Annotated in this window: 37 protein-coding genes; all 37 read right to left on the bottom strand. The window is 46.4% G+C overall.

The genetic code is table 11. The features are described 5' to 3' along the window. Nucleotides 1–53 precede the first annotated feature (53 nt). The 37 genes from ACPV3A_RS21975 to rpsJ all read right to left on the bottom strand — a co-directional run bounded on the left by ACPV3A_RS21975 (nt 54) and on the right by rpsJ (nt 20,921). Complete coding sequence (locus ACPV3A_RS21975; protein ID WP_194544697.1) at nt 54–746, bottom strand: phosphoadenylyl-sulfate reductase; 693 nt, start codon at nt 744–746, stop codon at nt 54–56. A 189-nt stretch (nt 747–935) separates the two neighbouring features. Beyond that, the gene (locus tag ACPV3A_RS21970) at nt 936–2,585 is read right to left on the bottom strand and encodes an MDR family MFS transporter (RefSeq protein ID WP_339220143.1); all 1,650 of its coding nucleotides are present in this window, start codon (nt 2,583–2,585) and stop codon (nt 936–938) included. Between the two features lie 9 nt (nt 2,586–2,594). Then, nucleotides 2,595–3,047, bottom strand: coding sequence for a MarR family winged helix-turn-helix transcriptional regulator (locus ACPV3A_RS21965; protein WP_071221008.1), 453 nt, complete (start codon nt 3,045–3,047; stop codon nt 2,595–2,597). Nucleotides 3,048–3,368: 321 nt separating this feature from the next. After that, entirely contained in the window at nt 3,369–3,761 is a 393-nt protein-coding gene (gene rpsI, locus ACPV3A_RS21960) for a 30S ribosomal protein S9 (RefSeq protein ID WP_006212891.1), read from the bottom strand. Nucleotides 3,762–3,781: 20 nt separating this feature from the next. Further along, nucleotides 3,782–4,219 carry a 50S ribosomal protein L13 gene (gene rplM, locus ACPV3A_RS21955; RefSeq protein ID WP_071221009.1) on the bottom strand — a complete coding sequence of 146 codons (438 nt, stop codon included), beginning with the start codon at nt 4,217–4,219 and terminating at the stop codon, nt 3,782–3,784. Between the two features lie 308 nt (nt 4,220–4,527). Beyond that, nucleotides 4,528–5,310, bottom strand: a complete 783-nt coding sequence (truA, locus tag ACPV3A_RS21950) for a tRNA pseudouridine(38-40) synthase TruA (protein WP_194544699.1) — start codon at nt 5,308–5,310, stop codon at nt 4,528–4,530. A 313-nt stretch (nt 5,311–5,623) separates the two neighbouring features. Then, a complete protein-coding gene (gene rplQ / locus ACPV3A_RS21945) occupies nt 5,624–5,989 on the bottom strand; it encodes a 50S ribosomal protein L17 (protein ID WP_071221011.1) in 366 nt (121 codons plus the stop codon). A gap of 39 nt (nt 5,990–6,028) precedes the next feature. Next, the gene (locus ACPV3A_RS21940) at nt 6,029–6,973 is read right to left on the bottom strand and encodes a DNA-directed RNA polymerase subunit alpha (RefSeq protein WP_071221012.1); all 945 of its coding nucleotides are present in this window, start codon (nt 6,971–6,973) and stop codon (nt 6,029–6,031) included. Between the two features lie 134 nt (nt 6,974–7,107). Further along, nucleotides 7,108–7,503 carry a 30S ribosomal protein S11 gene (gene rpsK / locus ACPV3A_RS21935; protein ID WP_009589209.1) on the bottom strand — a complete coding sequence of 132 codons (396 nt, stop codon included), beginning with the start codon at nt 7,501–7,503 and terminating at the stop codon, nt 7,108–7,110. Between the two features lie 19 nt (nt 7,504–7,522). Beyond that, nucleotides 7,523–7,891: a 30S ribosomal protein S13 gene (gene rpsM, locus ACPV3A_RS21930; protein WP_006212897.1), complete on the bottom strand. Its 369-nt coding sequence runs from the start codon at nt 7,889–7,891 to the stop codon at nt 7,523–7,525. 20 nt (nt 7,892–7,911) lie between these two features. Next, complete coding sequence (rpmJ, locus tag ACPV3A_RS21925; protein ID WP_003333770.1) at nt 7,912–8,025, bottom strand: 50S ribosomal protein L36; 114 nt, start codon at nt 8,023–8,025, stop codon at nt 7,912–7,914. A 131-nt stretch (nt 8,026–8,156) separates the two neighbouring features. After that, nucleotides 8,157–8,372, bottom strand: coding sequence for a translation initiation factor IF-1 (gene infA, locus ACPV3A_RS21920; protein ID WP_006212898.1), 216 nt, complete (start codon nt 8,370–8,372; stop codon nt 8,157–8,159). A 2-nt stretch (nt 8,373–8,374) separates the two neighbouring features. Then, entirely contained in the window at nt 8,375–8,680 is a 306-nt protein-coding gene (locus tag ACPV3A_RS21915; RefSeq protein WP_194544701.1) for a KOW domain-containing RNA-binding protein, read from the bottom strand. Between the two features lie 9 nt (nt 8,681–8,689). Beyond that, nucleotides 8,690–9,442 carry a type I methionyl aminopeptidase gene (gene map, locus ACPV3A_RS21910; protein ID WP_006212900.1) on the bottom strand — a complete coding sequence of 251 codons (753 nt, stop codon included), beginning with the start codon at nt 9,440–9,442 and terminating at the stop codon, nt 8,690–8,692. A gap of 5 nt (nt 9,443–9,447) precedes the next feature. After that, nucleotides 9,448–10,092, bottom strand: a complete 645-nt coding sequence (locus ACPV3A_RS21905; RefSeq protein ID WP_194544702.1) for an adenylate kinase — start codon at nt 10,090–10,092, stop codon at nt 9,448–9,450. An 89-nt stretch (nt 10,093–10,181) separates the two neighbouring features. Further along, the gene (gene secY, locus ACPV3A_RS21900; RefSeq protein ID WP_194544703.1) at nt 10,182–11,480 is read right to left on the bottom strand and encodes a preprotein translocase subunit SecY; all 1,299 of its coding nucleotides are present in this window, start codon (nt 11,478–11,480) and stop codon (nt 10,182–10,184) included. After that, nucleotides 11,480–11,920, bottom strand: coding sequence for a 50S ribosomal protein L15 (gene rplO / locus ACPV3A_RS21895; protein WP_006212903.1), 441 nt, complete (start codon nt 11,918–11,920; stop codon nt 11,480–11,482). Before rplO ends, secY begins: the two co-directional genes overlap by 1 nt. Nucleotides 11,921–11,966: 46 nt before the next feature. Further along, the gene (gene rpmD, locus ACPV3A_RS21890; RefSeq protein WP_006212904.1) at nt 11,967–12,152 is read right to left on the bottom strand and encodes a 50S ribosomal protein L30; all 186 of its coding nucleotides are present in this window, start codon (nt 12,150–12,152) and stop codon (nt 11,967–11,969) included. A gap of 12 nt (nt 12,153–12,164) precedes the next feature. Further along, the gene (gene rpsE / locus ACPV3A_RS21885; RefSeq protein ID WP_009589212.1) at nt 12,165–12,662 is read right to left on the bottom strand and encodes a 30S ribosomal protein S5; all 498 of its coding nucleotides are present in this window, start codon (nt 12,660–12,662) and stop codon (nt 12,165–12,167) included. 26 nt (nt 12,663–12,688) lie between these two features. After that, on the bottom strand, nt 12,689–13,057 hold the full coding sequence (gene rplR / locus ACPV3A_RS21880; protein ID WP_071221017.1) for a 50S ribosomal protein L18: 369 nt from the start codon (nt 13,055–13,057) through the stop codon (nt 12,689–12,691). 111 nt (nt 13,058–13,168) lie between these two features. Beyond that, nucleotides 13,169–13,711 (bottom strand): 50S ribosomal protein L6, encoded by a 543-nt coding sequence (gene rplF, locus ACPV3A_RS21875; protein ID WP_071221018.1) that lies wholly within the window; start codon nt 13,709–13,711, stop codon nt 13,169–13,171. A 29-nt stretch (nt 13,712–13,740) separates the two neighbouring features. After that, entirely contained in the window at nt 13,741–14,139 is a 399-nt protein-coding gene (gene rpsH, locus ACPV3A_RS21870) for a 30S ribosomal protein S8 (RefSeq protein WP_006212908.1), read from the bottom strand. Nucleotides 14,140–14,172: 33 nt separating this feature from the next. Beyond that, on the bottom strand, nt 14,173–14,358 hold the full coding sequence (locus tag ACPV3A_RS21865) for a type Z 30S ribosomal protein S14 (RefSeq protein ID WP_074961883.1): 186 nt from the start codon (nt 14,356–14,358) through the stop codon (nt 14,173–14,175). 46 nt (nt 14,359–14,404) lie between these two features. Beyond that, nucleotides 14,405–14,947: a 50S ribosomal protein L5 gene (gene rplE, locus ACPV3A_RS21860; protein ID WP_007132558.1), complete on the bottom strand. Its 543-nt coding sequence runs from the start codon at nt 14,945–14,947 to the stop codon at nt 14,405–14,407. Between the two features lie 28 nt (nt 14,948–14,975). Next, a complete protein-coding gene (gene rplX / locus ACPV3A_RS21855) occupies nt 14,976–15,332 on the bottom strand; it encodes a 50S ribosomal protein L24 (protein WP_006212910.1) in 357 nt (118 codons plus the stop codon). Between the two features lie 77 nt (nt 15,333–15,409). Further along, a complete protein-coding gene (gene rplN / locus ACPV3A_RS21850) occupies nt 15,410–15,778 on the bottom strand; it encodes a 50S ribosomal protein L14 (protein ID WP_006212911.1) in 369 nt (122 codons plus the stop codon). Nucleotides 15,779–15,814: 36 nt separating this feature from the next. Beyond that, the gene (gene rpsQ / locus ACPV3A_RS21845) at nt 15,815–16,081 is read right to left on the bottom strand and encodes a 30S ribosomal protein S17 (protein WP_009589223.1); all 267 of its coding nucleotides are present in this window, start codon (nt 16,079–16,081) and stop codon (nt 15,815–15,817) included. A gap of 45 nt (nt 16,082–16,126) precedes the next feature. Next, nucleotides 16,127–16,324: a 50S ribosomal protein L29 gene (rpmC, locus tag ACPV3A_RS21840; protein WP_007132561.1), complete on the bottom strand. Its 198-nt coding sequence runs from the start codon at nt 16,322–16,324 to the stop codon at nt 16,127–16,129. Beyond that, entirely contained in the window at nt 16,314–16,748 is a 435-nt protein-coding gene (gene rplP / locus ACPV3A_RS21835) for a 50S ribosomal protein L16 (RefSeq protein ID WP_009589221.1), read from the bottom strand. The genes rpmC and rplP overlap by 11 nt, the downstream gene beginning before the upstream one ends. A 2-nt stretch (nt 16,749–16,750) precedes the next feature. After that, nucleotides 16,751–17,416 carry a 30S ribosomal protein S3 gene (rpsC, locus tag ACPV3A_RS21830; protein ID WP_006212915.1) on the bottom strand — a complete coding sequence of 222 codons (666 nt, stop codon included), beginning with the start codon at nt 17,414–17,416 and terminating at the stop codon, nt 16,751–16,753. A gap of 13 nt (nt 17,417–17,429) precedes the next feature. Beyond that, complete coding sequence (gene rplV, locus ACPV3A_RS21825) at nt 17,430–17,762, bottom strand: 50S ribosomal protein L22 (protein ID WP_015737624.1); 333 nt, start codon at nt 17,760–17,762, stop codon at nt 17,430–17,432. A 36-nt stretch (nt 17,763–17,798) separates the two neighbouring features. Continuing rightward, nucleotides 17,799–18,074, bottom strand: a complete 276-nt coding sequence (rpsS, locus tag ACPV3A_RS21820) for a 30S ribosomal protein S19 (RefSeq protein WP_006212917.1) — start codon at nt 18,072–18,074, stop codon at nt 17,799–17,801. Nucleotides 18,075–18,144: 70 nt separating this feature from the next. Next, a complete protein-coding gene (gene rplB / locus ACPV3A_RS21815) occupies nt 18,145–18,975 on the bottom strand; it encodes a 50S ribosomal protein L2 (protein ID WP_076326223.1) in 831 nt (276 codons plus the stop codon). Nucleotides 18,976–19,004: 29 nt separating this feature from the next. Beyond that, nucleotides 19,005–19,298: a 50S ribosomal protein L23 gene (gene rplW / locus ACPV3A_RS21810; RefSeq protein ID WP_006212919.1), complete on the bottom strand. Its 294-nt coding sequence runs from the start codon at nt 19,296–19,298 to the stop codon at nt 19,005–19,007. Beyond that, nucleotides 19,298–19,921 carry a 50S ribosomal protein L4 gene (gene rplD / locus ACPV3A_RS21805; protein WP_426201091.1) on the bottom strand — a complete coding sequence of 208 codons (624 nt, stop codon included), beginning with the start codon at nt 19,919–19,921 and terminating at the stop codon, nt 19,298–19,300. Before rplD ends, rplW begins: the two co-directional genes overlap by 1 nt. 26 nt (nt 19,922–19,947) lie before the next feature. Further along, complete coding sequence (gene rplC / locus ACPV3A_RS21800; RefSeq protein ID WP_009589211.1) at nt 19,948–20,571, bottom strand: 50S ribosomal protein L3; 624 nt, start codon at nt 20,569–20,571, stop codon at nt 19,948–19,950. A 41-nt stretch (nt 20,572–20,612) separates the two neighbouring features. Continuing rightward, on the bottom strand, nt 20,613–20,921 hold the full coding sequence (gene rpsJ / locus ACPV3A_RS21795) for a 30S ribosomal protein S10 (protein WP_009589214.1): 309 nt from the start codon (nt 20,919–20,921) through the stop codon (nt 20,613–20,615). Between the last annotated feature and the right edge of the window lie 263 nt (nt 20,922–21,184).

Genomic DNA, 21,184 nt, shown 5'->3' with positions numbered 1-21,184 from the left:
AATTCCTCCTTCTTATGCTGTAACTGTACGATCCTAAGTACATCATGATTCGTTTATTTATGAAGTCCGCATTCCGTCTTCTCATGACCTGACCAGCGTCCAGCACGTGGGTCTTCTCCTGGCATGACCTGTCGTGTGCAATATTCGCAGCCAATGCTCGGATAATTCTGATCATGCAGCGGGTTGTAGATGATCTCATTAGTTCGGATATAGTTCCACACATCCTCGCTAGTCCATGCCGCGATCGGATTGAACTTCACCAAACCGAACTTGGTATCATATTCAATCTTCTTCGAATTCGCCCGGGTAGGGGCTTGATCTCTTCGTATCCCTGTAATCCAAGCCTCATACTGAGACAGAATCCGGGTCAATGGCTCTACCTTTCGGATGTTGCAGCACTCATTCGGGCTGACGCTCCATAATGCTTCACCATACTGTGCCGCTTGCTCTTCCGGCGTAATGAGCGGAGAGACCCGCACGAATTCCAGGCCATAACGTTCGGCCATACGATCCCGCGTTTCGTACGTTTCCTTGAAGTGAAAATCGGTATCCAGATAAAAAATATCCGTCGACGGGCTAATCTTTTGAATCATGTCCACCAATACCACATCTTCTGCTCCAAAGCTGCAAGCAAACGTTATATTGGGAAATGTCTTGATCGCATATGCGATGACTTCCTCAGCCGATGCATGCTCTAGCTCTTCTGCTTGCACTCGGATCAAATCCTCTTTCTCCAGCAAATTCATGATTGGATGCCTCCCCCGATATTAATCCCGATAATCCTACTGAAATAATATGAATTAAATACAGTATAAAACATTCCTAATAAATGTCAACATCAAATCGTTACCATGATAAACGAAAAAACCCTTCCTGCATAAGCAGAAAGGGTCTTCTTTCTCTTCGATTTCCAAACATTTTAACAAATACCAATCTTAGTCTGTTGTTGCCACCGATACCTCTTTAGCTCTAGTACCTGCGCCGGCACTCTTCCCTTCCGAGTCGTCGGATTTGGGAGCGGATGCCTGATTCGTCGTTCGCAGCGGAATCTCCTTTAAGAAGAACACAAGCAGCAGCGCGACTACGAGGACTAACGTACCTGTGAGGAACACCATGGACAATGTATTTCCAAGTGCATCGCGGATACTGTCGATCATTTGCGCGAACAAAGGCTGTACATCGGCAGGAAGACTTGCCTGCGTTTGTTCAATCAGCGGTTTATTCATCAGTGTCTGCGGATTAGCGAAGGACAACATCTGCTGTGCCAGCTGTGGATCCACCGTGCTAAAATCCGGTGCATTCGTCGACTGAAGTGCTTCCTTCAAATTCTTCGTCAGATTATTCGACATAACCGTTCCCATAACCGCGATCCCGATTGTGCCGCCGAGATTACGGAACAACTGGGATGATGCCGTTGCTACACCGAGTTCATTGTGGGGTACCGCATTCTGCGTAGCCAGCGAGAATACCGGCATACCCAAACCAAGACCGATACCAAAAATAATGGTACTAACTACAGTAAGCCAAATGTTGTCCATGAACACCATAATGCCCATACCGACCATCATAATGGGAACTCCAAGAAGTGCGTACCGTTTGTACTTACCACTTTTAGCGATGAGTTGACCTGCTATAGCACTCGTGCCCATCATGAAAATCGACATCGGGATGGTTACATAACCGGCATAGGTTGGTGAGATGCCAAGCACACCTTGAACATAGAAGGAAATATAAATCATGGCACCCATCAGACCAAAGTTCATAAAAAATCCAATCAGATTAGAAACCGTAACGACACTATTTTTGAACAAACTAAGTGGCAATACCGGCTCCTTCGCCTTCATCTCTACCAAGATAAAGATAAAAGCCGATACGACTGAAGCTGCGATGAGACCAATAATCTGCGGTGATCCCCAAGCATATTCCGTACCAGCCCAAGAAAAGGCCAGCAGTAAAGGAACGATGGACGTTGTAAGGAATAAGGAACCCAAATAGTCAATGGACTGGCCAGGCTTGCGTTCAACCTTCGGAAACAACGTCCAAATCATGATAAAGGCTACTACACCCAGCGGCAGGAAGATCCAGAATAACCAACGCCATTCGATGTTATCGACCAGATATCCGCCAAGTGTAGGGCCAAGTACACTGGAAAAACCGAATACCGCGGTCATCAGACCCATCCATTTGCCACGTTCGCGCGGTGGAAATAAGTCCCCGACCGACATAAATGCGGTTGATTGAATAATACCGGCACCTATACCTTGAATACCGCGATAAATAATGAATTGATACACGTCTGTTGATGTACCCGTCAGGAAAGCCCCTAACATAAAAAATAATATACCTATCAAAATAAACGGCTTACGCCCGAACATGTCGGACAGCTTACCTACCAATATCGTTGCGATCGTTGATGTTAACAAATAAATATTGATGGTCCATGTATAATAATCCATGCCATCAAGAATGGCGATAATCCGCGGCATTGCGGTGCTCGTTATCGTCTGGTTAATGGCTGCGAAGAACATCGCAGCCATGATCGCAATCATAATTGAAACTTTACGTTTAAGCGTTAAATGCTCCATGCTCCACCTCTACCCGTTGTTGTGATTGTCTTTATCTATGTTTGACAGCATCAAGGAGAAGATTCTTCTCAAATGCTGAATGTCTTCCTCAGAGAGAAAATTGAAAAACCCCTGAATCATTTCCTTCTGATCCTTCTTCACTTTCCTAATTACATCTAGACCCGGTTCCAAGAGTGTGATGTTGACAACTCTCCGGTCATCCTCTGCACGCTCTTTTTGCAAGTATCCTTCCGCAACCAATTTATCCGTTAGGCCGGTTATAGCCGGCGGTGTTAAAGACAAAGCTTCGGCAAGCTCCGATACCTTCAGTGGCCCTCGCAGCTTTAATACATACAGCACCTGAAATTGTGGAAAGCTTAAGTTGTACTTCCCGGCGCTCGACTTGTTCCATTCCTGATGAATGTTCTTCAGCAGTGCCCGGAACATCGACGACACCTTGAAAATCTCTTCATTGCGATCCAACCATATCCCCCCCTTCTCTTGTCCGAAAATTACTTATTTAATTAATGATTAAATATTAATTATTTAAGTACTTAATTAATTCGCAATTAATAATATATCTCTATTTACATATCAAGTCAAGTGGTTAACGATGTAAGATCATCCCTATCTACATCCATCTATTCGCAGGTTGTGCACATCATGTGAACAACCGGTTCTAGATTTGGCCAACGAAATCGGAGTGAATTGTCCATCCTGTGAATATCTTTGTGGACAACCGCTTTCTCTAAACATAAAAAAGCCCTTGACCATAATGGCCAAGGGCTTGGTAAGTCGCAAATATTAACGTTTGGAGAACTGAGGCGCGCGACGAGCTGCTTTAAGACCGTATTTCTTACGCTCTTTCATACGAGGGTCGCGAGTCAGGAATCCAGCTCTTTTCAGAGAAGGACGGAATTCTGGATCTGCTTTCAGAAGAGCACGGGAGATACCGTGACGGATTGCTCCAGCTTGACCGGAGATGCCGCCACCGTGAGCGATGACAAGCACGTCATATTTGCCCAGTGTTTCTGTCAGATTCAAAGGTTGTTTAACGATCAGCTTGAGTGTTTCCAAACCGAAGTATTCATTAATATCACGTTTATTGATGACAATGCGTCCTTCACCCGGTACGAGGCGTACACGTGCTACCGAGTGTTTACGACGACCTGTCCCATAGTATTGTACTTGTGCCATGAAACTGTCCTCCTTTATAATTAACCGCGAAGTTCGTAAGCTTCTGGTTTTTGTGCTTCATGTGGATGTGCTGTGCCTGCATATGCTTTCAGTCTCAGCTTCATTTTCTCGCCCATGCGAGTTTTAGGAAGCATGCCGTGAACCGCGCTTTCGATTACACGCTCTGGGTATTTCGCAATCAGGTCTTGAGCTGTAGTTACTTTCAATCCACCTGGATGCAGGGAGTGACGATAGTATTTTTTGTTCTCCATCTTTTTGCCAGTGAGGTGGATTTTCTCGGCGTTGATAACAACCACGAAATCCCCTGTGTCAACATGTGGAGTGAATTGAGGCTTATGTTTGCCGCGGATCAGAGCCGCAACTTCACTTGCCAAACGGCCAAGCGTCTTGCCTTCGGCATCAACGATGTACCATTTGCGCTCAACTTCATTTGGCTTCGCCATATAGGTGGTACGCATGTATAGTTCCTCCTTGTATTCGTCCGAAAATCATCATTAATTTTCATTATTTATCTTCATTCATGTTTAAAGCATTGTCATGGTGTTGCAGTCTTGCATTCGGCATTTTCTTAACCGGGGCTGTGGGAGAGCCGTTAAGAAAACACAACTTATATAATACAGGATTACGCCCACTTCCGCAAGTGTTTTTTGGTTTTCCACCTTACACCATGCGTGTAATTCAAACAAGTCGCCCATCACATCCAGAAGTGATTTCTTCTTCTTTATGTGATCGCCTTATCCGTGGTCTGATATCGACGGGCATTGGGTTAGTCCTTTCCGGCGATATCATACTCCACTTCCCATAACATCAGGCCCTTGCCCATGGCTGTCGGGCCGGCTGCTGCCCGGTTTTTGGCTTCCAGTATGACCAACATGTCATCCGGATGGCGCTTGCCTTCTCCTACCTCAATCAACGTCCCCATAATGATCCGAACCATATGCTGCAGAAACCCGTTCCCGGATACGTACGTATGAATGACTCCTTGATCTCTCGTGCCGGGACGGCACATAGACGTATCCTTCTCGATCCAGGCATCAAAAATAGTACGAACGTGAGACGGCTTCGTTGACTTCCGTGACGCAAACGTTGTATAGTCATGCGTTCCGATCAGATGAGAAAGTCCCTGCTCCATGGCTGCGATATCCAGTTTCCCATGATGATGGATCTGGTACCGCCGATTGAATAGATCCGGATATTGGTTAGCATTGATGGTAAAACGATAGGTTTTGCGTTTCGCTGCGTGCCGGGAATGGAATTCCATGGGTACCTCCATCGCATCCGAAACCACGATATCTTCCGGCAGCCAGGTGTTTAATGCCATACACCAACGCTCAACGGGAATTGGAGAAGCTGTGTAGAAATTGAATACTTGGGCACGAGCATGCACCCCAGCATCTGTCCGGCCTGAAGCCGTAATCTTGAGCTGTTCACCAGACAAGCGGCGGATCGCTTCCTCCAAATAGTCCTGAATCGTGTGGCCACCGGGCTGGGTCTGAAAGCCGTTATAATCGGTACCGTCGTAACTGACCTTCATCAGAAGATTACGCATTGCTGACCTCCTGAGTATAGCGGAAGTTTTCTTTCGCTTATAGAATGTCATCAGCTTCGCTGATAACTTATACATTCTACATCCATCAAAAAAAGAGCCCCATAGGAGCTCCTTTTCATCATGTTAAGCCGAACCCTTCGAGTCAGCCACATGACTAGAAGGTCCCCGTTATTGTTGCCCATGGAGTAGTCGAGACGAGTCGAACCAGATGATCGACTATATCTCGCACCACTTCCCGTTCATGGCTCCAAGAATAAACATCTACAGAGCCGGGCATACATAACTACAGTCACTTCAATGGAACAAAGCTATATTACGCGCGATCTACCAGTTCCAAGTAAACCATTGGAGCTGCGTCACCACGACGAGGTCCCAGTTTCAGGATACGAGTGTATCCGCCTGGACGCTCGGAGTAACGAGGAGCGATTTCGGAGAACAATTTTTGGATTGCATCTTGTTCACCGTCTACTGTTTCACGACGCACGAATGCAGCTACTTGACGACGAGCGTGAAGATCACCTTTTTTTGCTTTTGTGATCAACTTCTCAGCGATCGAACGAACTTCTTTCGCTTTGGCTTCAGTCGTTTGAATGCGCTCATATAAGAAAAGGTCGGTTACCAGGTCACGGAACAACGCTTTACGCGCACTGGAATCGCGGCCCAACTTTTGGTATGCCATGTGTTTTTCCCTCCTTTGCTAAGCTAAGCCGAATCTATGCTATTCTTCCGTACGAAGTCCCAGGCCCAACTCCTCAAGCTTCTCTTGTACTTCCTCCAAGGATTTGCGTCCGAGGTTCCGGACTTTCATCATATCCTCTTCGGTTTTCGTGGTCAGCTCTTGTACCGTATTAATGCCGGCACGTTTCAAGCAGTTGTAGGAACGAACGGAAAGATCCAGCTCTTCGATCGTCATTTCAAGCACTTTTTCTTTCTTGTCTTCTTCTTTCTCAACCATGATCTCAGCATCCTTCGCTTCGTCGGTCAGACCTACGAAGAGGAACAGATGCTCAGTCAAGATTTTCGCGCCGAGACTAACAGCTTCTTCCGGGCGGATGCTGCCATCCGTCCAAATTTCAAGCGTCAGTTTATCGTAGTTGGTTACTTGACCAACACGCGTATTTTCCACACCGTAGTTAACACGGCTAATCGGAGTATAGATCGAATCGACGGGAATGACGCCGATAGGCTGGTCATCGCGTTTGTTCCGATCCGCCTGGACATAGCCACGACCGCGACTGGCAAAAATACGCATATGAAGTCTTGCACCAGGGCCGAGCGTTGCAATATGAAGATCTGGGTTCAGAATCTCCACATCACTATCCGCACGGATGTCACCAGCAGTAACAACCCCTTCACCCTCCGCATCAATCTCGAACACTTTCTCTTCATCGGAATGAATTTTCAGAGACAAAGCTTTCAGGTTCAGGATGACCTCGGTCACGTCTTCCATGACACCCGGAATCGTGGAAAATTCATGCAGCACGCCATCGATTTGAATCGATGTGACTGCAGCTCCCGGTAGTGAGGATAACAAGATGCGGCGAAGCGAGTTCCCCAGCGTCGTGCCATACCCTCTCTCCAGAGGCTCAACTACGAATTTCCCATAGGTTCCATCTTCATTGACATCAACGGTCTCAATTTTCGGCTTTTCGATTTCAATCACGCAAGTACCCCTCCTTCAAACGTCGCTCCTATATGAAACTGTCATCTTATCCAGTAATCCATGTAGTAGTATGCCTAAACAACCATTATTAGCAGATTGCAACGGATTTATACCACATTAACAGGATGACTTCATTATACGCGACGACGTTTTGGTGGGCGGCATCCGTTATGTGGAATTGGTGTAACGTCTTTGATCAGGTTGACTTCGAGACCTGCTGCTTGCAGAGAACGAATTGCTGCTTCACGACCAGCACCAGGACCTTTAACCATTACTTCCACCGCTTTCATACCGTGTTCCATAGCCGCTTTGGCAGCTGTTTCAGCAGCCATTTGCGCAGCGAACGGGGTCGACTTACGGGAACCTTTAAATCCAAGGCCGCCGGAGCTTGCCCAAGAAATCGCGTTTCCGTGAGGATCCGTAATCGTTACGATTGTATTGTTGAATGTGGAGCGGATATGAGCCACGCCACTTTCAATATTTTTGCGGTCACGACGTTTAGTACGTACGACTTTTTTTGGTTTAGCCATTGTCTATTATCCCCCTTTCTTATTTCTTCTTGTTCGCTACGGTACGACGAGGACCTTTACGTGTACGAGCATTCGTTTTAGTACGTTGACCACGAACAGGCAATCCACGACGGTGACGAATACCGCGGTAGCAGCCGATCTCCGTGAGACGTTTAATATTTAAGGAAATTTCACGACGCAGGTCACCTTCTACCTTAACCATACCATCGATCGTTTCGCGCAATTTGCTGACTTCATCTTCTGTCAAATCACGGACACGAGTGTCTGCATTGATTCCAGTTTCTTTCAGTACTTTCTGGGAAGTCGTTTTACCGATTCCGAAAATGTAAGTCAAGGCGATCTCAACGCGTTTGTCACGTGGCAAATCCACACCAGCTATACGAGCCATTTTACGCTACACCCCCTTCTTTAACCTTGTTTTTGTTTGTGTTTCGGATTTTCACAGATAACCATTACGTTCCCTTTGCGGCGAATGACTTTGCATTTTTCGCAAATAGGCTTTACAGAAGGTCTTACCTTCATGCTAATTACCTCCTCCAAGTTTTACGTTGTAAAACCAGCTTCGAAACTAAAGTAGTTTGTTACCGCTGCTGAGTTTTACGTCAGTAAAACCGCTTCGCAGCTTTCCTTAATTCCCCAGGGGAACCTTGAATCTATTTACGGTACGTGATACGACCTTTGGTTAAATCATACGGCGAGAGTTGAACAACCACTTTGTCTCCTGTAAGGATACGGATAAAGTGCATCCGCAGCTTTCCGGAAACATGAGCGAGAATTTGATGACCATTCTCCAGCTCGACTTTAAAGGTAGCATTCGGCAACGGCTCAATGACCGTTCCTTCGACTTCAATGACATCTTCTTTAGCCACAGTTAGTCTCCTTTCTGATCTGCCTTGGATTTATCGGATACAAACCGGTCCAGTGCGAAACGCAGTTTACCGTTTGTAACCCGACCGCTTTCTTGCAAACTGTTTACCACTTCACTGCTAATGTAGGATTGAGGTTCAAGATGAAGAACATTCTTCTTCTTGGCCCCGTCAAACTTGCGTTTGTCCCCATCCGCGATCCACACGAACCTGCTGTCCTCAATCGAAACGATAACGGCATACTGTCCGGCATCTCTGCCTTTTAGTATCTTAACAATCTGACCGGGCTGAAGCGTGATTTCATTATTCATGTTATCACCCTATTCCGGCAGCTTCGTCAAAATTTCCATGCCATCCGGCGTGACTGCTACCGTATGCTCGAAGTGAGCACATAGTGAGCCGTCTACCGTTACAACCGTCCAGTTGTCTTCCAGCGTCTTGACGTTCCGCTTACCCGCATTGACCATCGGCTCAATCGCGAGCACCATGCCCGGTTTGAGTCTTGGTCCGCGGTCAGGGATGCCATAGTTCGGAATTTGCGGATCCTCATGCAGATCGGTACCCACACCATGACCAACGTATTCCCGGACGACAGAGAAACCTGCATCCTCGATATGACGCTGTATGGCATGAGAGATTGTAAACAAGCGGACATCGGGTTTGATTAGCGCAAGTCCAGCATAGAGCGATCCTTCCGTTACGTCCAGCAGACGCTGGGCCTCTTCGGAAATCTCTCCTACAGCGTAGGTCCATGCCGAGTCACCATGGTAACCCTGGTACTGTGCACCGATATCAAACGTAACGATATCGCCCTCGATTAATTTGCGTTTGCCTGGAAATCCATGCACCAATTCTTCGTTGACTGATGCGCAAATGCTGGAAGGAAATCCGTTGTAGCCTTTAAAAGATGGCACAGCGCCTTGGCTTCGAATGAACTTGTCGGCCATAAGGTCAAGTTCCCCGGTCGTAATGCCCGGTTCTACATGAGCGGCAAGGAGTTTGTGGCATTCCGCCACGATCCTTCCTGCTTCTCTCATCAAGCTCAGTTCCGTTTCGGATTTACAAATGATCATTATACTTAACCTCTCAGTATAGACGCAATTTGTGTTGAAACCGCGTCGATTTCCTGATCACCATCGATTTGACGCAAAAGACCTTTGTTCTCATAAAACGTGAGGAGTGGTGCTGTTTTGTTGATATATTCGTCTAAACGAATGCCGACGCTCTCTTCGTTATCATCGGAGCGCTGGTACAATTCGCCGCCGCATTTATCACAAATGCCTTCCTGTTTAGGAGGATTAAAGATCACATGATAAGTCGAACCACAGTTTTTGCAAATCCGGCGGCCGGTAAGGCGAGCCAGAAGCTTTTCCCGATCAACTTTCAGGTTGATGACGTGATCGAGACCAGTATTCAAGCGGGCGAGAATGTCATCCAGCGCTTCCGCTTGCGAAAGGGTTCTTGGAAAACCGTCCAATAAAAAACCTTTTTCGCAATCGGACTGCTGCAGACGCTCTTCCACAATACCAATCGTTACGTCATCCGGTACCAGCAGACCCTGATCCATGAATTCCTTCGCTTTAATCCCGATGGGAGTTCCTTGTTTGATCGCGAGACGAAATGCATCGCCTGTTGAAATATGAGGAATACCGAATTCATTCACGATGTTTTCTGCTTGCGTCCCTTTTCCTGCCCCAGGAGGACCCATGAATAAGATGTTCACCTTACGTCACTCCCTCCCCTTGATTGACTAGCAAGAACAACACAATAGGCGCCGGGAAGCGATACAGACCACTCGCCGGAACCTATCGCCTATTTATTGATAAAACCTTTGTAATGACGTTTGATCAGTTGGCTTTCGATCTGCTTCATCGTATCCAGTGCAACACCGACCACGATCAAGAGGGACGTACCACCAATCTGAACCGTACGCGGAAGACCTGCAAGTGATCCAAAGAACACCGGAAGTACGGAGATCACGGCCAGGAACAGAGCTCCTGTCATGGTCAGACGGGTCATAACCCGGGTCAGATACTTCTCGGTAGCTTTACCAGGACGAATGCCCGGTACATAGCCGCCGTTCTTCTTCATATTATCAGCCATTTGGTTCGGATTCATCTGCACGAAAGTGTAGAAGAACGTGAAACCAATGATCATGAGTACATACAGTACCATTCCAAGCGGGCTGTCATAAGCCAGATTCGCCGTAACCCATTTCGCCCAATTCTGGTGTCCCCAGAAGCTAGCGAGGATAACCGGGAACTGCAGCAGTGACATCGCAAAGATTACCGGAATAACGCCTGCTCCGTTAATCTTGAGTGGAATGTGTGTATTCTGTCCGCCGTACATTTTGTTTCCTACAACACGCTTCGCGTATTGAACCGGAATTTTACGGATACCTTGCTGAATGAATACAACACCGGTAATGATCAAAACCAAAATCAGTAGGATGATGACACCCTTCAGAATGTTCATGAACACTTGACCATCCTGAATGAAGTTCGATTCGATCGTAGTCCGAATGTGCATCGGGATACCAGCAGCGATACCTGCAAAGATAATGATCGAAATACCGTTACCGATTCCGCGTTCCGTAATCTGTTCGCCGAGCCACATCAGGAATGATGTACCTGCGGTAAGCACGATCGCAATAACAACAAAATCGATAAACGTTGCTCCAGGAACCATATCCATGCCATACATACGGTTAAACCCGATGGACATTGCGAATGCCTGGATCAAACCCAATATTACCGTACCATAACGAGTAATTTGAGCCAACTGTTTCTTCCCGTGTTCCCCTTGTTTGTTCCATTCCGCAAACTTTGGAATGACGTCCATCGACAACAACTGTACGATAATGGACGCAGTAATATATGGAAATATCGAAAGGGCGAAGATCGAAAACTGCGATAATGCGCCCCCCGAGAACGTGTTAAGAAGACCGAACAACTCATTGCCTGCCTGATTCGTCTGGGTAAAAACATCTTTGTTAACACCGGGAACCGGAACAAAGGATCCAATACGGAAGATGATCAGAACGAATAAGGTGAACAAAATACGCTTGCGAAGGTCATCCACACGCCATATATTTTTCAGGGTCTTAAACATTAGATCACCTCGGTTTTACCGCCGGCAGCCTCGATCTTCTCTACCGCAGATTGAGAAAACTTATTAGCTTTTACAGTCAAAGAAACGGTAACTTCACCGTTGCCAAGAATTTTGATTCCGCTCTTTGTATTGTTAACAATACCGCTCTCAACCAAAACTTCTGGAGTCACTTCAGTACCTGCTGCAAAGCTGTTAAGTTCTTCGATGTTCACAATCGCGTACTCTTTCCGAGTTGGGTTTACGAAACCGCGCTTCGGAAGACGACGATACAATGGGTTCTGTCCACCTTCGAAGCCTGGACGTACACCACCGCCGGAACGAGAGTTTTGTCCTTTGTGACCGCGACCCGACGTTTTACCCGTACCGCTACTAGTACCGCGTCCAACGCGCTTGCGCTCTTTGCGGGATCCAGGTGCTGGGCTCAGCTCATGTAACTTCATCGTTCGTTGCACCTCCTTAATATGTCCGGGAATAAACTGCCCGGGATTAACCTTCGATTTCTTTAACAGAAACCAGGTGATTTACTTTCTTAATCATTCCGCGAATTGCAGCATTGTCGCTTTGAACCACGGAATGGTTGATTTTGCGAAGTCCGAGTGTTTTCACGGTTGCACGCTGATCCTCTGGACGACCAATCACGCTGCGTACGAGGGTGATTTCAAGTTTAGCCATGAGATTCCCTCCTTAACCCAACAGCTCTTCGACGGATTTGCCGCGAAGCTTGGCAACATCTTCAACACGCTTCAGGCGGGACAACCCTTCCAAAGTCGCATTGACCATGTTCATGGAGTTCGAAGAACCTAGAGATTTTGTCAAAATGTCGCCTACGCCAGCCAGTTCAAGTACTGCACGAACCGGTCCGCCAGCGATAACCCCAGTACCTTCAGATGCCGGCTTCAACAATACTCGGCCTGCTCCGAAGTGACCTGTTACGAGGTGAGGAATAGTTGTTCCAACAAGTGGAATGTGAATCAGGTTTTTCTTAGCATCTTCAATACCTTTGCGGATTGCATCCGGTACTTCGCCTGCTTTACCGATACCTGCTCCTACCCAACCTTTGCCATCACCGACAACTACCAGTGCACTAAAGCTAAAGCGACGTCCGCCTTTTACAACTTTAGCAACGCGGTTAATGTTTACTACTCTTTCAGTCAGTTCTAAAGTGTTAGGATCTACACGCAAGTCGTTTACCTCCTTTTGAAAATATCTTAGAATTCAAGGCCTGCCTCGCGAGCTGCCTCTGCAAGTGCTTGAATACGTCCATGATACAAGTATCCACCACGATCGAATACGATCACTTTGTAACCTTTGTCTGCAGCACGTTTTGCAACGAGTTCGCCGACTTTACGAGCGGATTCAACGCTTCCGCCGTTCTTGATGTCGTTAGCCAGTTCTTTATCCAGCGTAGAAGCTGATGCCAAAGTCACGCCAGCCACGTCGTCGATCAATTGAGCATAGATGTGTTTCGAAGAACGGAACACGTTCAGACGTGGACGTTCTGCTGTGCCTTGGATTTTCTTGCGGACACGCAGGTGTCTTTTCAGACGAGCTTTGTTCTTGTCTTGTTTCGTGATCATGCTTCCATTTCCTCCCTTCAGTTTTGCCTTAAGAGCTTCACTTTTAGACGCATCGGGTAAGTATGGGAGAAGAAGTAAGTTATCCACCAGGTGAATCCCCGGTCAGCTAACTTATTTCTTCTTACCAGCTTTACCTTCCTTACGGATAATGCGTTCACCTTCGTATTTAATACCTTTACCTTTGTATGGCTCAGGCTCACGTACGGAACGAATCTTAGCAGCGTATGCACCTACGCGCTCTTTATCGATACCGCGAACCGTGATTTTTGTGTTTGCCGGTACGTCGAACTCGATACCTGGCTCCGGTGTAATTTCAACTGGGTGGGAGTAACCCACGTTCAGAACGATTTTATCTCCGGATTTGCTTGCACGGTATCCGACACCTACCAACTCAAGGTTTTTCGAGAATCCTTCAGTTACACCGTTGACCATATTCGAGACAACGCTGCGGGTCGTGCCGTGAAGAGAGCGATGTGTTTTGTTGTCGGAAGGACGAACAACATTGATCTCGTTGTTTTCTACTGTAATTTGCATGTCTTTATGCAGTTCACGAGTCAAGGTACCTTTAGGTCCTTTAACAGTGATTACAGTGTTATCCAGTGTGACTTCCACACCGTTTGGAATAGCAATTGGTTTACGACCAATACGGGACATTCATTACACCTCCTATCTTGTGACGTTGATTACCATACGTAGCAGAGAACTTCTCCGCCAGCTTTGGATTGACGAGCTTCTTTGTCGGTCATAACTCCCTTAGACGTGGAGATGATCGCAATACCCAAACCACCAAGTACGCGAGGTACTTCGTTGCTCTTCGTGTAAACGCGAAGACCTGGTTTGCTGATTCTTTTCAGACCTGTGATTACACGTTCGTTGTTGGAACCATATTTCAGGAATACACGAATGATCCCTTGTTTATTGTCTTCCACAAACTCTGCATCACGGATGAAGCCTTCACGCTTCAAAATGTCAGCGATTTGTTTTTTAATCGTCGAAGCAGGCATTTCTACTGTTTCGTGGCGAACCGTGTTCGCGTTACGAATACGAGTTAGCATATCTGCAATTGGATCGGACATAGTCATGTAGGATAAACCTCCTTCCCGTTTATAAACTTCTTACCAGCTTGCTTTTTTCACGCCAGGAATCTGGCCTTTATAAGCTAATTCACGGAAACAAATTCTGCAAATTTTAAACTTCTGCAGTACCGAATGTGGGCGACCACAACGTTCACAACGGGTATATGCCCGTACTTTGTATTTCGGTGTACGTTGTTGTTTAACTTTCATCGAAGTTTTTGCCACTTAGCCTGACACCTCCTAAATAGTTTCGGAGAAAAGGACAACCGTCTTATTTCGCGAAAGGCATGCCCAGTTGAGCAAGCAGTTCACGGGATTCTTCGTCGGTTTTAGCAGTCGTTACGATAACGATGTCCATACCGCGAACTTTATCCACTTTGTCATACTCAATTTCAGGGAAAATGAGTTGCTCTTTCAGACCGAGCGTATAGTTACCGCGTCCGTCAAATGCTTTGGTGGACACGCCTTGAAAGTCACGTACACGTGGAAGTGTAACGTTGAACAGCTTGTCGAGGAAGTAGTACATACGCTCACCGCGCAGTGTTACCTTCACACCGATAGGCATGTTCTCACGCAGTTTGAATCCCGCGATGGATTTCTTCGCACGGGTGATAACCGGTTTTTGACCAGCAATCAGCTGCATGTCGTTCACAGCGGAATCAAGCACCTTCGAGTTAGCTACAGCGTCACCTACACCCATGTTGATGACAACCTTCTCGATTTTTGGTACCTGCATTACTGTCTTATAGCTAAACTTCTGCATCAGAGCAGGAGTTACTTCGTTCAAAAAACGTTCTTTCATTCTTGCTGCCATGATTCAAGGACCTCCTTTCTAAACTGTCTTATTTATCGATAACTTCTCCGGATCTTTTAGCTACGCGAACTTTTTTACCGTTGTCCAGTACTTTGTAACCGATACGGGTTACTTTTCCGCTCTTCGGATCAACGTGCATAACGTTCGATACATGGATCGGAGCTTCCTTCTCGATGATACCGCCTTGTGGGTTCATTTGGTTTGGCTTCTGGTGCTTCTTGATCATGTTCACACCTTCAACCAAAACACGATTTTCACGAGGGTACGCTGCGATGACACGGCCTTTTTTGCCTTTGTCTTTACCGCTGATGACGATAACTGTATCATCTTTTTTCACGTGCAGTTTGTTGCTATGGGATTCCAGAACTTTTTTCACTTTAGGCATTCGTTACACCTCCTATGACTAGCCAGTTCAACTATTTATCGGGTTCCCGAAAAGTTACGTCACTTTTTGGGGTGTTATTAGATTACTTCCGGAGCCAAGGAAACGATTTTCATGTAGTCTCTTTCGCGAAGTTCGCGAGCAACTGGTCCGAAAATACGAGTTCCGCGTGGGCTTCTGTCGTCCTTAACAACAACAGCTGCATTCTCGTCAAATGAGATGTAAGATCCGTCTTTACGACGTACAGAACGTTTCGTACGAACGACTACCGCTCTTACTACATCACCCTTTTTGACAACGCCGCCTGGTGTTGCTTGTTTGACGGAACATACGATCAAATCACCGATTTGAGCTGTACGACGACCAGTACCACCCAATACGCGGATACACATCAGTTCCTTCGCACCGGAGTTGTCAGCAACAGCTAAACGTGTAAATGGTTGAATCATTTAAATTTCCTCCTTCCATCAAAAACTGATCATATCTTAGATGATTACCGCTTTTTCAACCACTTCTACCAATCTCCAGCGCTTGTCTTTGGAGAGAGGGCGAGTTTCCATGATTTTAACGGTATCTCCGATTTGAGCTTGATTGTTCTCATCATGCGCTTTAAATTTTTTCGTGTATTTAATGCGTTTGTGATACAAGTCATGCTTCTTATAAGTTTCAACAGCTACAACAATGGTTTTATCCATTTTATCGCTGACAACTTTACCAATTTGCACTTTACGAGCATTGCGTTCTTCGCTCATTTGTTAGCCTCCTTCCTGAATACAGAACGTCGAGTTTCTGTTTCATTAACTAATCCCAAGTTCTCTTTCACGGATAACGGTTTTAGCACGAGCTATTTCTTTGCGAACGTCACGGATCCGAGTCGGGTTGTCAAGCTGGCCTGTGGCCAATTGAAAACGGAGGTTAAAGAGTTCCTCTTTAAATCCGGCGATTTTTTGCTCGATTTCTGCAGTGGTTAAGTTGCGCAGTTCATTAGCTTTCATTTGCTTCACCACCCACTTCTTCTCGTTTCACAAACTTCGTTTTAACAGGCAGCTTGTGAGCGGCGAGACGCATCGCTTCGCGGGCGATTTCCTCGGACACGCCTCCAAGTTCAAACATGATCTTGCCTGGTTTTACAACGGCAACCCATTTCTCAACGTTACCTTTACCGCTACCCATCCGCACTTCGAGAGGCTTTTGAGTAATCGGCTTATCTGGGAAAATCTTAATCCATACTTTACCGCCACGACGAATGTAACGAGTCATCGCGATACGAGCAGCCTCGATCTGACGGTTCGTGATCCAGCCTGGTTCTGTTGCTTGCAGACCGAATTCGCCGAAGTTCAGTTCAGTACCGCCTTTAGCTTGACCTCTCATATGGCCGCGCTGTTGTTTGCGGTGTTTTACACGTTTTGGTACCAACATGATTAGTTGCCTCCTTCCTGAGCAGCTTGTTTCTTAGCCGTAGGAAGAACCTCTCCACGATAGATCCATACTTTCACGCCGATACGGCCGTAAGTCGTATGCGCTTCTGCTGTACCATAGTCGATGTCTGCACGAAGCGTATGAAGTGGAACAGTTCCTTCACTGTAGCCTTCCGTACGAGCAATCTCGGCTCCGCCAAGACGTCCGCTGACCGATGTTTTAATCCCTTTTGCTCCAGAGCGCATAGTTCTTTGAATCGCTTGTTTCAGTGCACGACGGAAAGATACACGACGTTCCAGCTGTTGTGCAATGCTTTCAGCAACAAGAATAGCGTCCAGTTCAGGGTTTTTGATTTCAGAAATGTTGATGTGAACTTTTTTACCGCCGGCAATTTTAGTCACTTGTCCGCGCAGTACTTCTACTTCGGAACCACCTTTACCGATAACCATACCTGGCTTCGCAGTGTGGATCGTCACGTTCACACGATTAGCCGCTCTCTCGATTTCGATACGGGATACAGCGGAGTCTTTCAATTTATTTTTCAGGTATTCACGGATTTTCACGTCTTCCAGCAAAAGATCACCGAAGTCTTTGCCTGCATACCATTTGGATTCCCAATCACGGATAATACCGATACGGAGTCCTACTGGATTTACCTTTTGGCCCACACGTTTTCCCTCCTTATTTTTCAGCTACCACCAAAGTAATGTGGCTGGTGCGTTTATTGATCCGGCTTGCACGTCCCATCGCACGCGGGCGGAAACGTTTCATAGTCGGTCCCTGGTTGACATAAGCTTGCGTCACAACCAATTTAGTTACATCCAAAGAGTAGTTATGCTCAGCGTTAGCGATAGCCGAGTTCAAAAGCTTCTCAACAACCGGAGATGCAGCTTTCGGAGTGTGACGAAGAATTGCGATCGCTTCGCCGACTTGCTTACCGCGGATCAAGTCAACAACGAGTTGAGCTTTACGAGGAGCAATACGAATCGATCTAGCATGTGCTTTTGCTTCCATATGTTTAACCTCCTCTCAAACAAAGAGCTTCATTAATTATCTTCTTGTTTTCTTATCATCTTCATGACCTTTGTAAGTACGAGTTGGAGCGAACTCACCCAACTTGTGTCCTACCATGTCCTCTGTTACATATACAGGTACATGTTTACGGCCATCGTATACTCCGAACGTGTGACCGATAAATTGCGGGAAAATAGTGGAGCGGCGGGACCAGGTTTTGATCACAGCCTTTTTACTTGCGGCGTTCATGTCCTCCACTTTTTTGAGCAGATATCCGTCAATAAAAGGTCCTTTTTTCAAACTACGGCTCATATTGAAATCCTCCCTTCACCAAATTGTCTCGTTACCTTCGAGCCTGTCACGAAGTTATGCACAATCGGCATTACTTCGTGCGGCGGCGAACGATATATTTGTCAGAAGCTTTACCTTTTTTACGTGTTTTGTAACCAAGGGTTGGTTTACCCCATGGAGACATAGGCGATTTACGTCCGATTGGAGCGCGGCCTTCACCACCACCGTGAGGGTGATCGTTAGGGTTCATGACGACACCACGTACTTCAGGACGTTGTCCAAGCCAGCGGCTACGACCAGCTTTACCGATTTTGATCAACTCATGGTCTTGGTTACCCACAGAACCGATAGTTGCACGGCAAACTTTCAGGATGCGACGAACTTCACCGGAAGAAAGACGAACAGTTACGTACTTATCTTCTTTACCGAGAAGTTGAGCTTCTGTACCAGCAGCACGAACCAATTGTCCGCCTTTACCTGGTTTCAACTCGATGTTGTGGATAACGGTACCTACCGGAATGTTTTCCAGTGGAAGTGAGTTACCGATCTTGATGTCAGCACCTACTCCAGATACTACTTGGTCTCCAACTTTCAGACCTTTAGGAGCGATGATATAACGTTTTTCACCATCTACATAGTGAATCAGAGCGATGTTGGAAGTACGGTTCGGGTCGTATTCGATTGTAGCAACGCGACCTGGAATGCCGTCTTTATTCCGTTTGAAGTCGATGATACGGTATTTACGCTTGTGTCCGCCGCCATGGTGACGAACCGTAATTTTACCTTGGTTGTTACGGCCAGCTGTTTTGCTCAGCGGAGCCAAGAGCGATTTCTCCGGCTGATTCGTGGTGATTTCTTCGAAAGTCGACACGGACATGTTGCGTCGAGCCGGGGATGTCGGTTTATACTTTTTAATAGGCACTGAATTTTCCCTCCTTACTTAAGAAATTCTTATTCAACCGATTCAAAGAACTCGAGCGGTTTGCTATCTGGAGCCAAAGTCACGATTGCCTTTTTCCATTCGGTTGTGTAACCGGAATAACGGCCATAACGCTTTGGTTTAGCAGGAACACGCATCGTATTCACGTTCGATACTTTAACTTTAAAAATAGATTCGACAGCTTGCTTGATCTCGGTCTTGTTAGCACGGATATCCACTTCAAAAGCATATTTCAGCTCTGCCATGTAGTCAGCCGTACGTTCCGTGATCACCGGGCGCTTGATTATATCGCGTGGGTCTTTCATTACGCGAGCACCTCCTCTACCTTCTGAACTGCTTCCTTCGTAATGATCAGTTGATCGTACGACAGTACGTCAAGAACATTAATGCCGTCAGCCGCTACGAATTTCACACCAGGAATATTACGAGCGGAAAGGGCTACATTATCATCATAGCTTGGAGCAACGATCAGAGCTTTACGGCCTACTTTCAGGTTGCTAAGAATTTTAGCAAACTCTTTCGTTTTCGGCGCATTCAGCGTCAATTGATCCAATACGATAATCGCGTTGTCAATCACTTTGGAAGACAATGCGGATTTGATAGCCAAACGACGAACTTTCTTAGGAAGTTTAAATGTGTAGCTGCGCGGAGTTGGTCCAAATACCACACCGCCGCCTTTCCATTGTGGAGAACGGATCGAACCTTGACGAGCACGGCCAGTACCTTTTTGTTTCCAAGGCTTACGTCCGCCGCCGCGTACTTCAGAACGTCCTTTTACTTTGTGGGTACCACGACGAAGCGAAGCGCGCTGCAACAATACTGCACTGTGCAATACGTGTGCGTTCGGCTCGATGCCGAATACAGCTTCATTCAATTCTACTTCGCCAACTTGGCTACCGCTGACATTATAAAGTGCTACTTTAGGCATTGTTTGTTCCTCCTTTCTTTAGGCGATTATTTCTTCACCGTTTCTTTGATTTGAACGAAACCTTTTTTAGGTCCAGGAATAGAACCTTTTACAAGGATTACGTTACGCTCTGCATCGACTTTAACAACTTCGAGCTTTTGAATCGTAACTGTCTCATTGCCCATGTGACCTGGCAGGCGTTTTCCTTTAGGAACACGGTTTGCCTGGATCGAACCCATGGAACCTGGTCTACGGTGATAACGGGAACCGTGAGACATTGGTCCGCGGCTTTGGCCCCAACGCTTGATTACACCTTGGAAACCTTTACCTTTGGAAATACCCGTTACGTCAACAAATTCGCCTTCTGCGAAGACATCAGCCTTCAGCTCTTGTCCAACCTCGACACTCGCGAGGTCAACACCGCGAATTTCGCGAACGTAGCGCTTAGGCGCAGTGTTTGCTTTTTTCGCATGGCCTGCTTCTGGTTTGTTAGATCTGTTCTCTTTCTTATCAGAGAAACCGACTTGAATCGCTTCGTATCCGTCGTTTTCCAGATCTTTCTTTTGAAGAACAACACAAGGACCTGCTTCGATAACCGTTACAGGAATTACAACACCCTCAGGGGTAAACACTTGAGTCATTCCGAGCTTTCTACCTAAGATACCTTTCATGTTGACACCTCTTTTCTCTTCTCTAATTCATTATGCAATGCTTACAGTTTGATTTCGATATCTACACCGGACGGCAGGTCCAAGCGCATCAAGGCATCCACAGTTTGTGGAGTCGGGTTCACGATGTCGATCAAGCGTTTATGTGTACGCATTTCGAACTGTTCCCGAGAATCCTTATACTTGTGCACCGCACGGAGAATGGTAATTACTTGTTTCTCAGTTGGCAGCGGGATCGGACCGGATACACCAGCACCCGAACGTTTTGCTGTCTCAACAATTTTCTCAGCGGATTGATCAAGAACTCTGTGGTCGTATGCTTTCAAGCGAATACGAATTTTTTGCTTTGCCATTTTATTCCCTCCTTCTATCGCCCAATTTGGTATCGGACATACTCCGCGAAAATTTTCCAACCACCCACCTCATGGCAAAGGGGCCGGGTGTGTCGGTAACCTCTCACATCATCGCAACGTCGCAGAACAACATTCACTATTATATATAAAAGATAGGCGTATTGCAAGCACTAATTCATAATTAATATGTATTTGCATCATTAACCGAAAGTTGCAGGACTTGGTTAATAGACTTCATCGCTCACGCATATCATATTGTATGT

It is taken from the genome of Paenibacillus sp. Dod16 (genome assembly GCF_049893405.1).
In the GTDB taxonomy this organism is placed as follows: Bacteria; Bacillota; Bacilli; order Paenibacillales; family Paenibacillaceae; genus Paenibacillus_AQ.
This window is presented reverse-complemented; position numbering and strand designations above follow the sequence as displayed.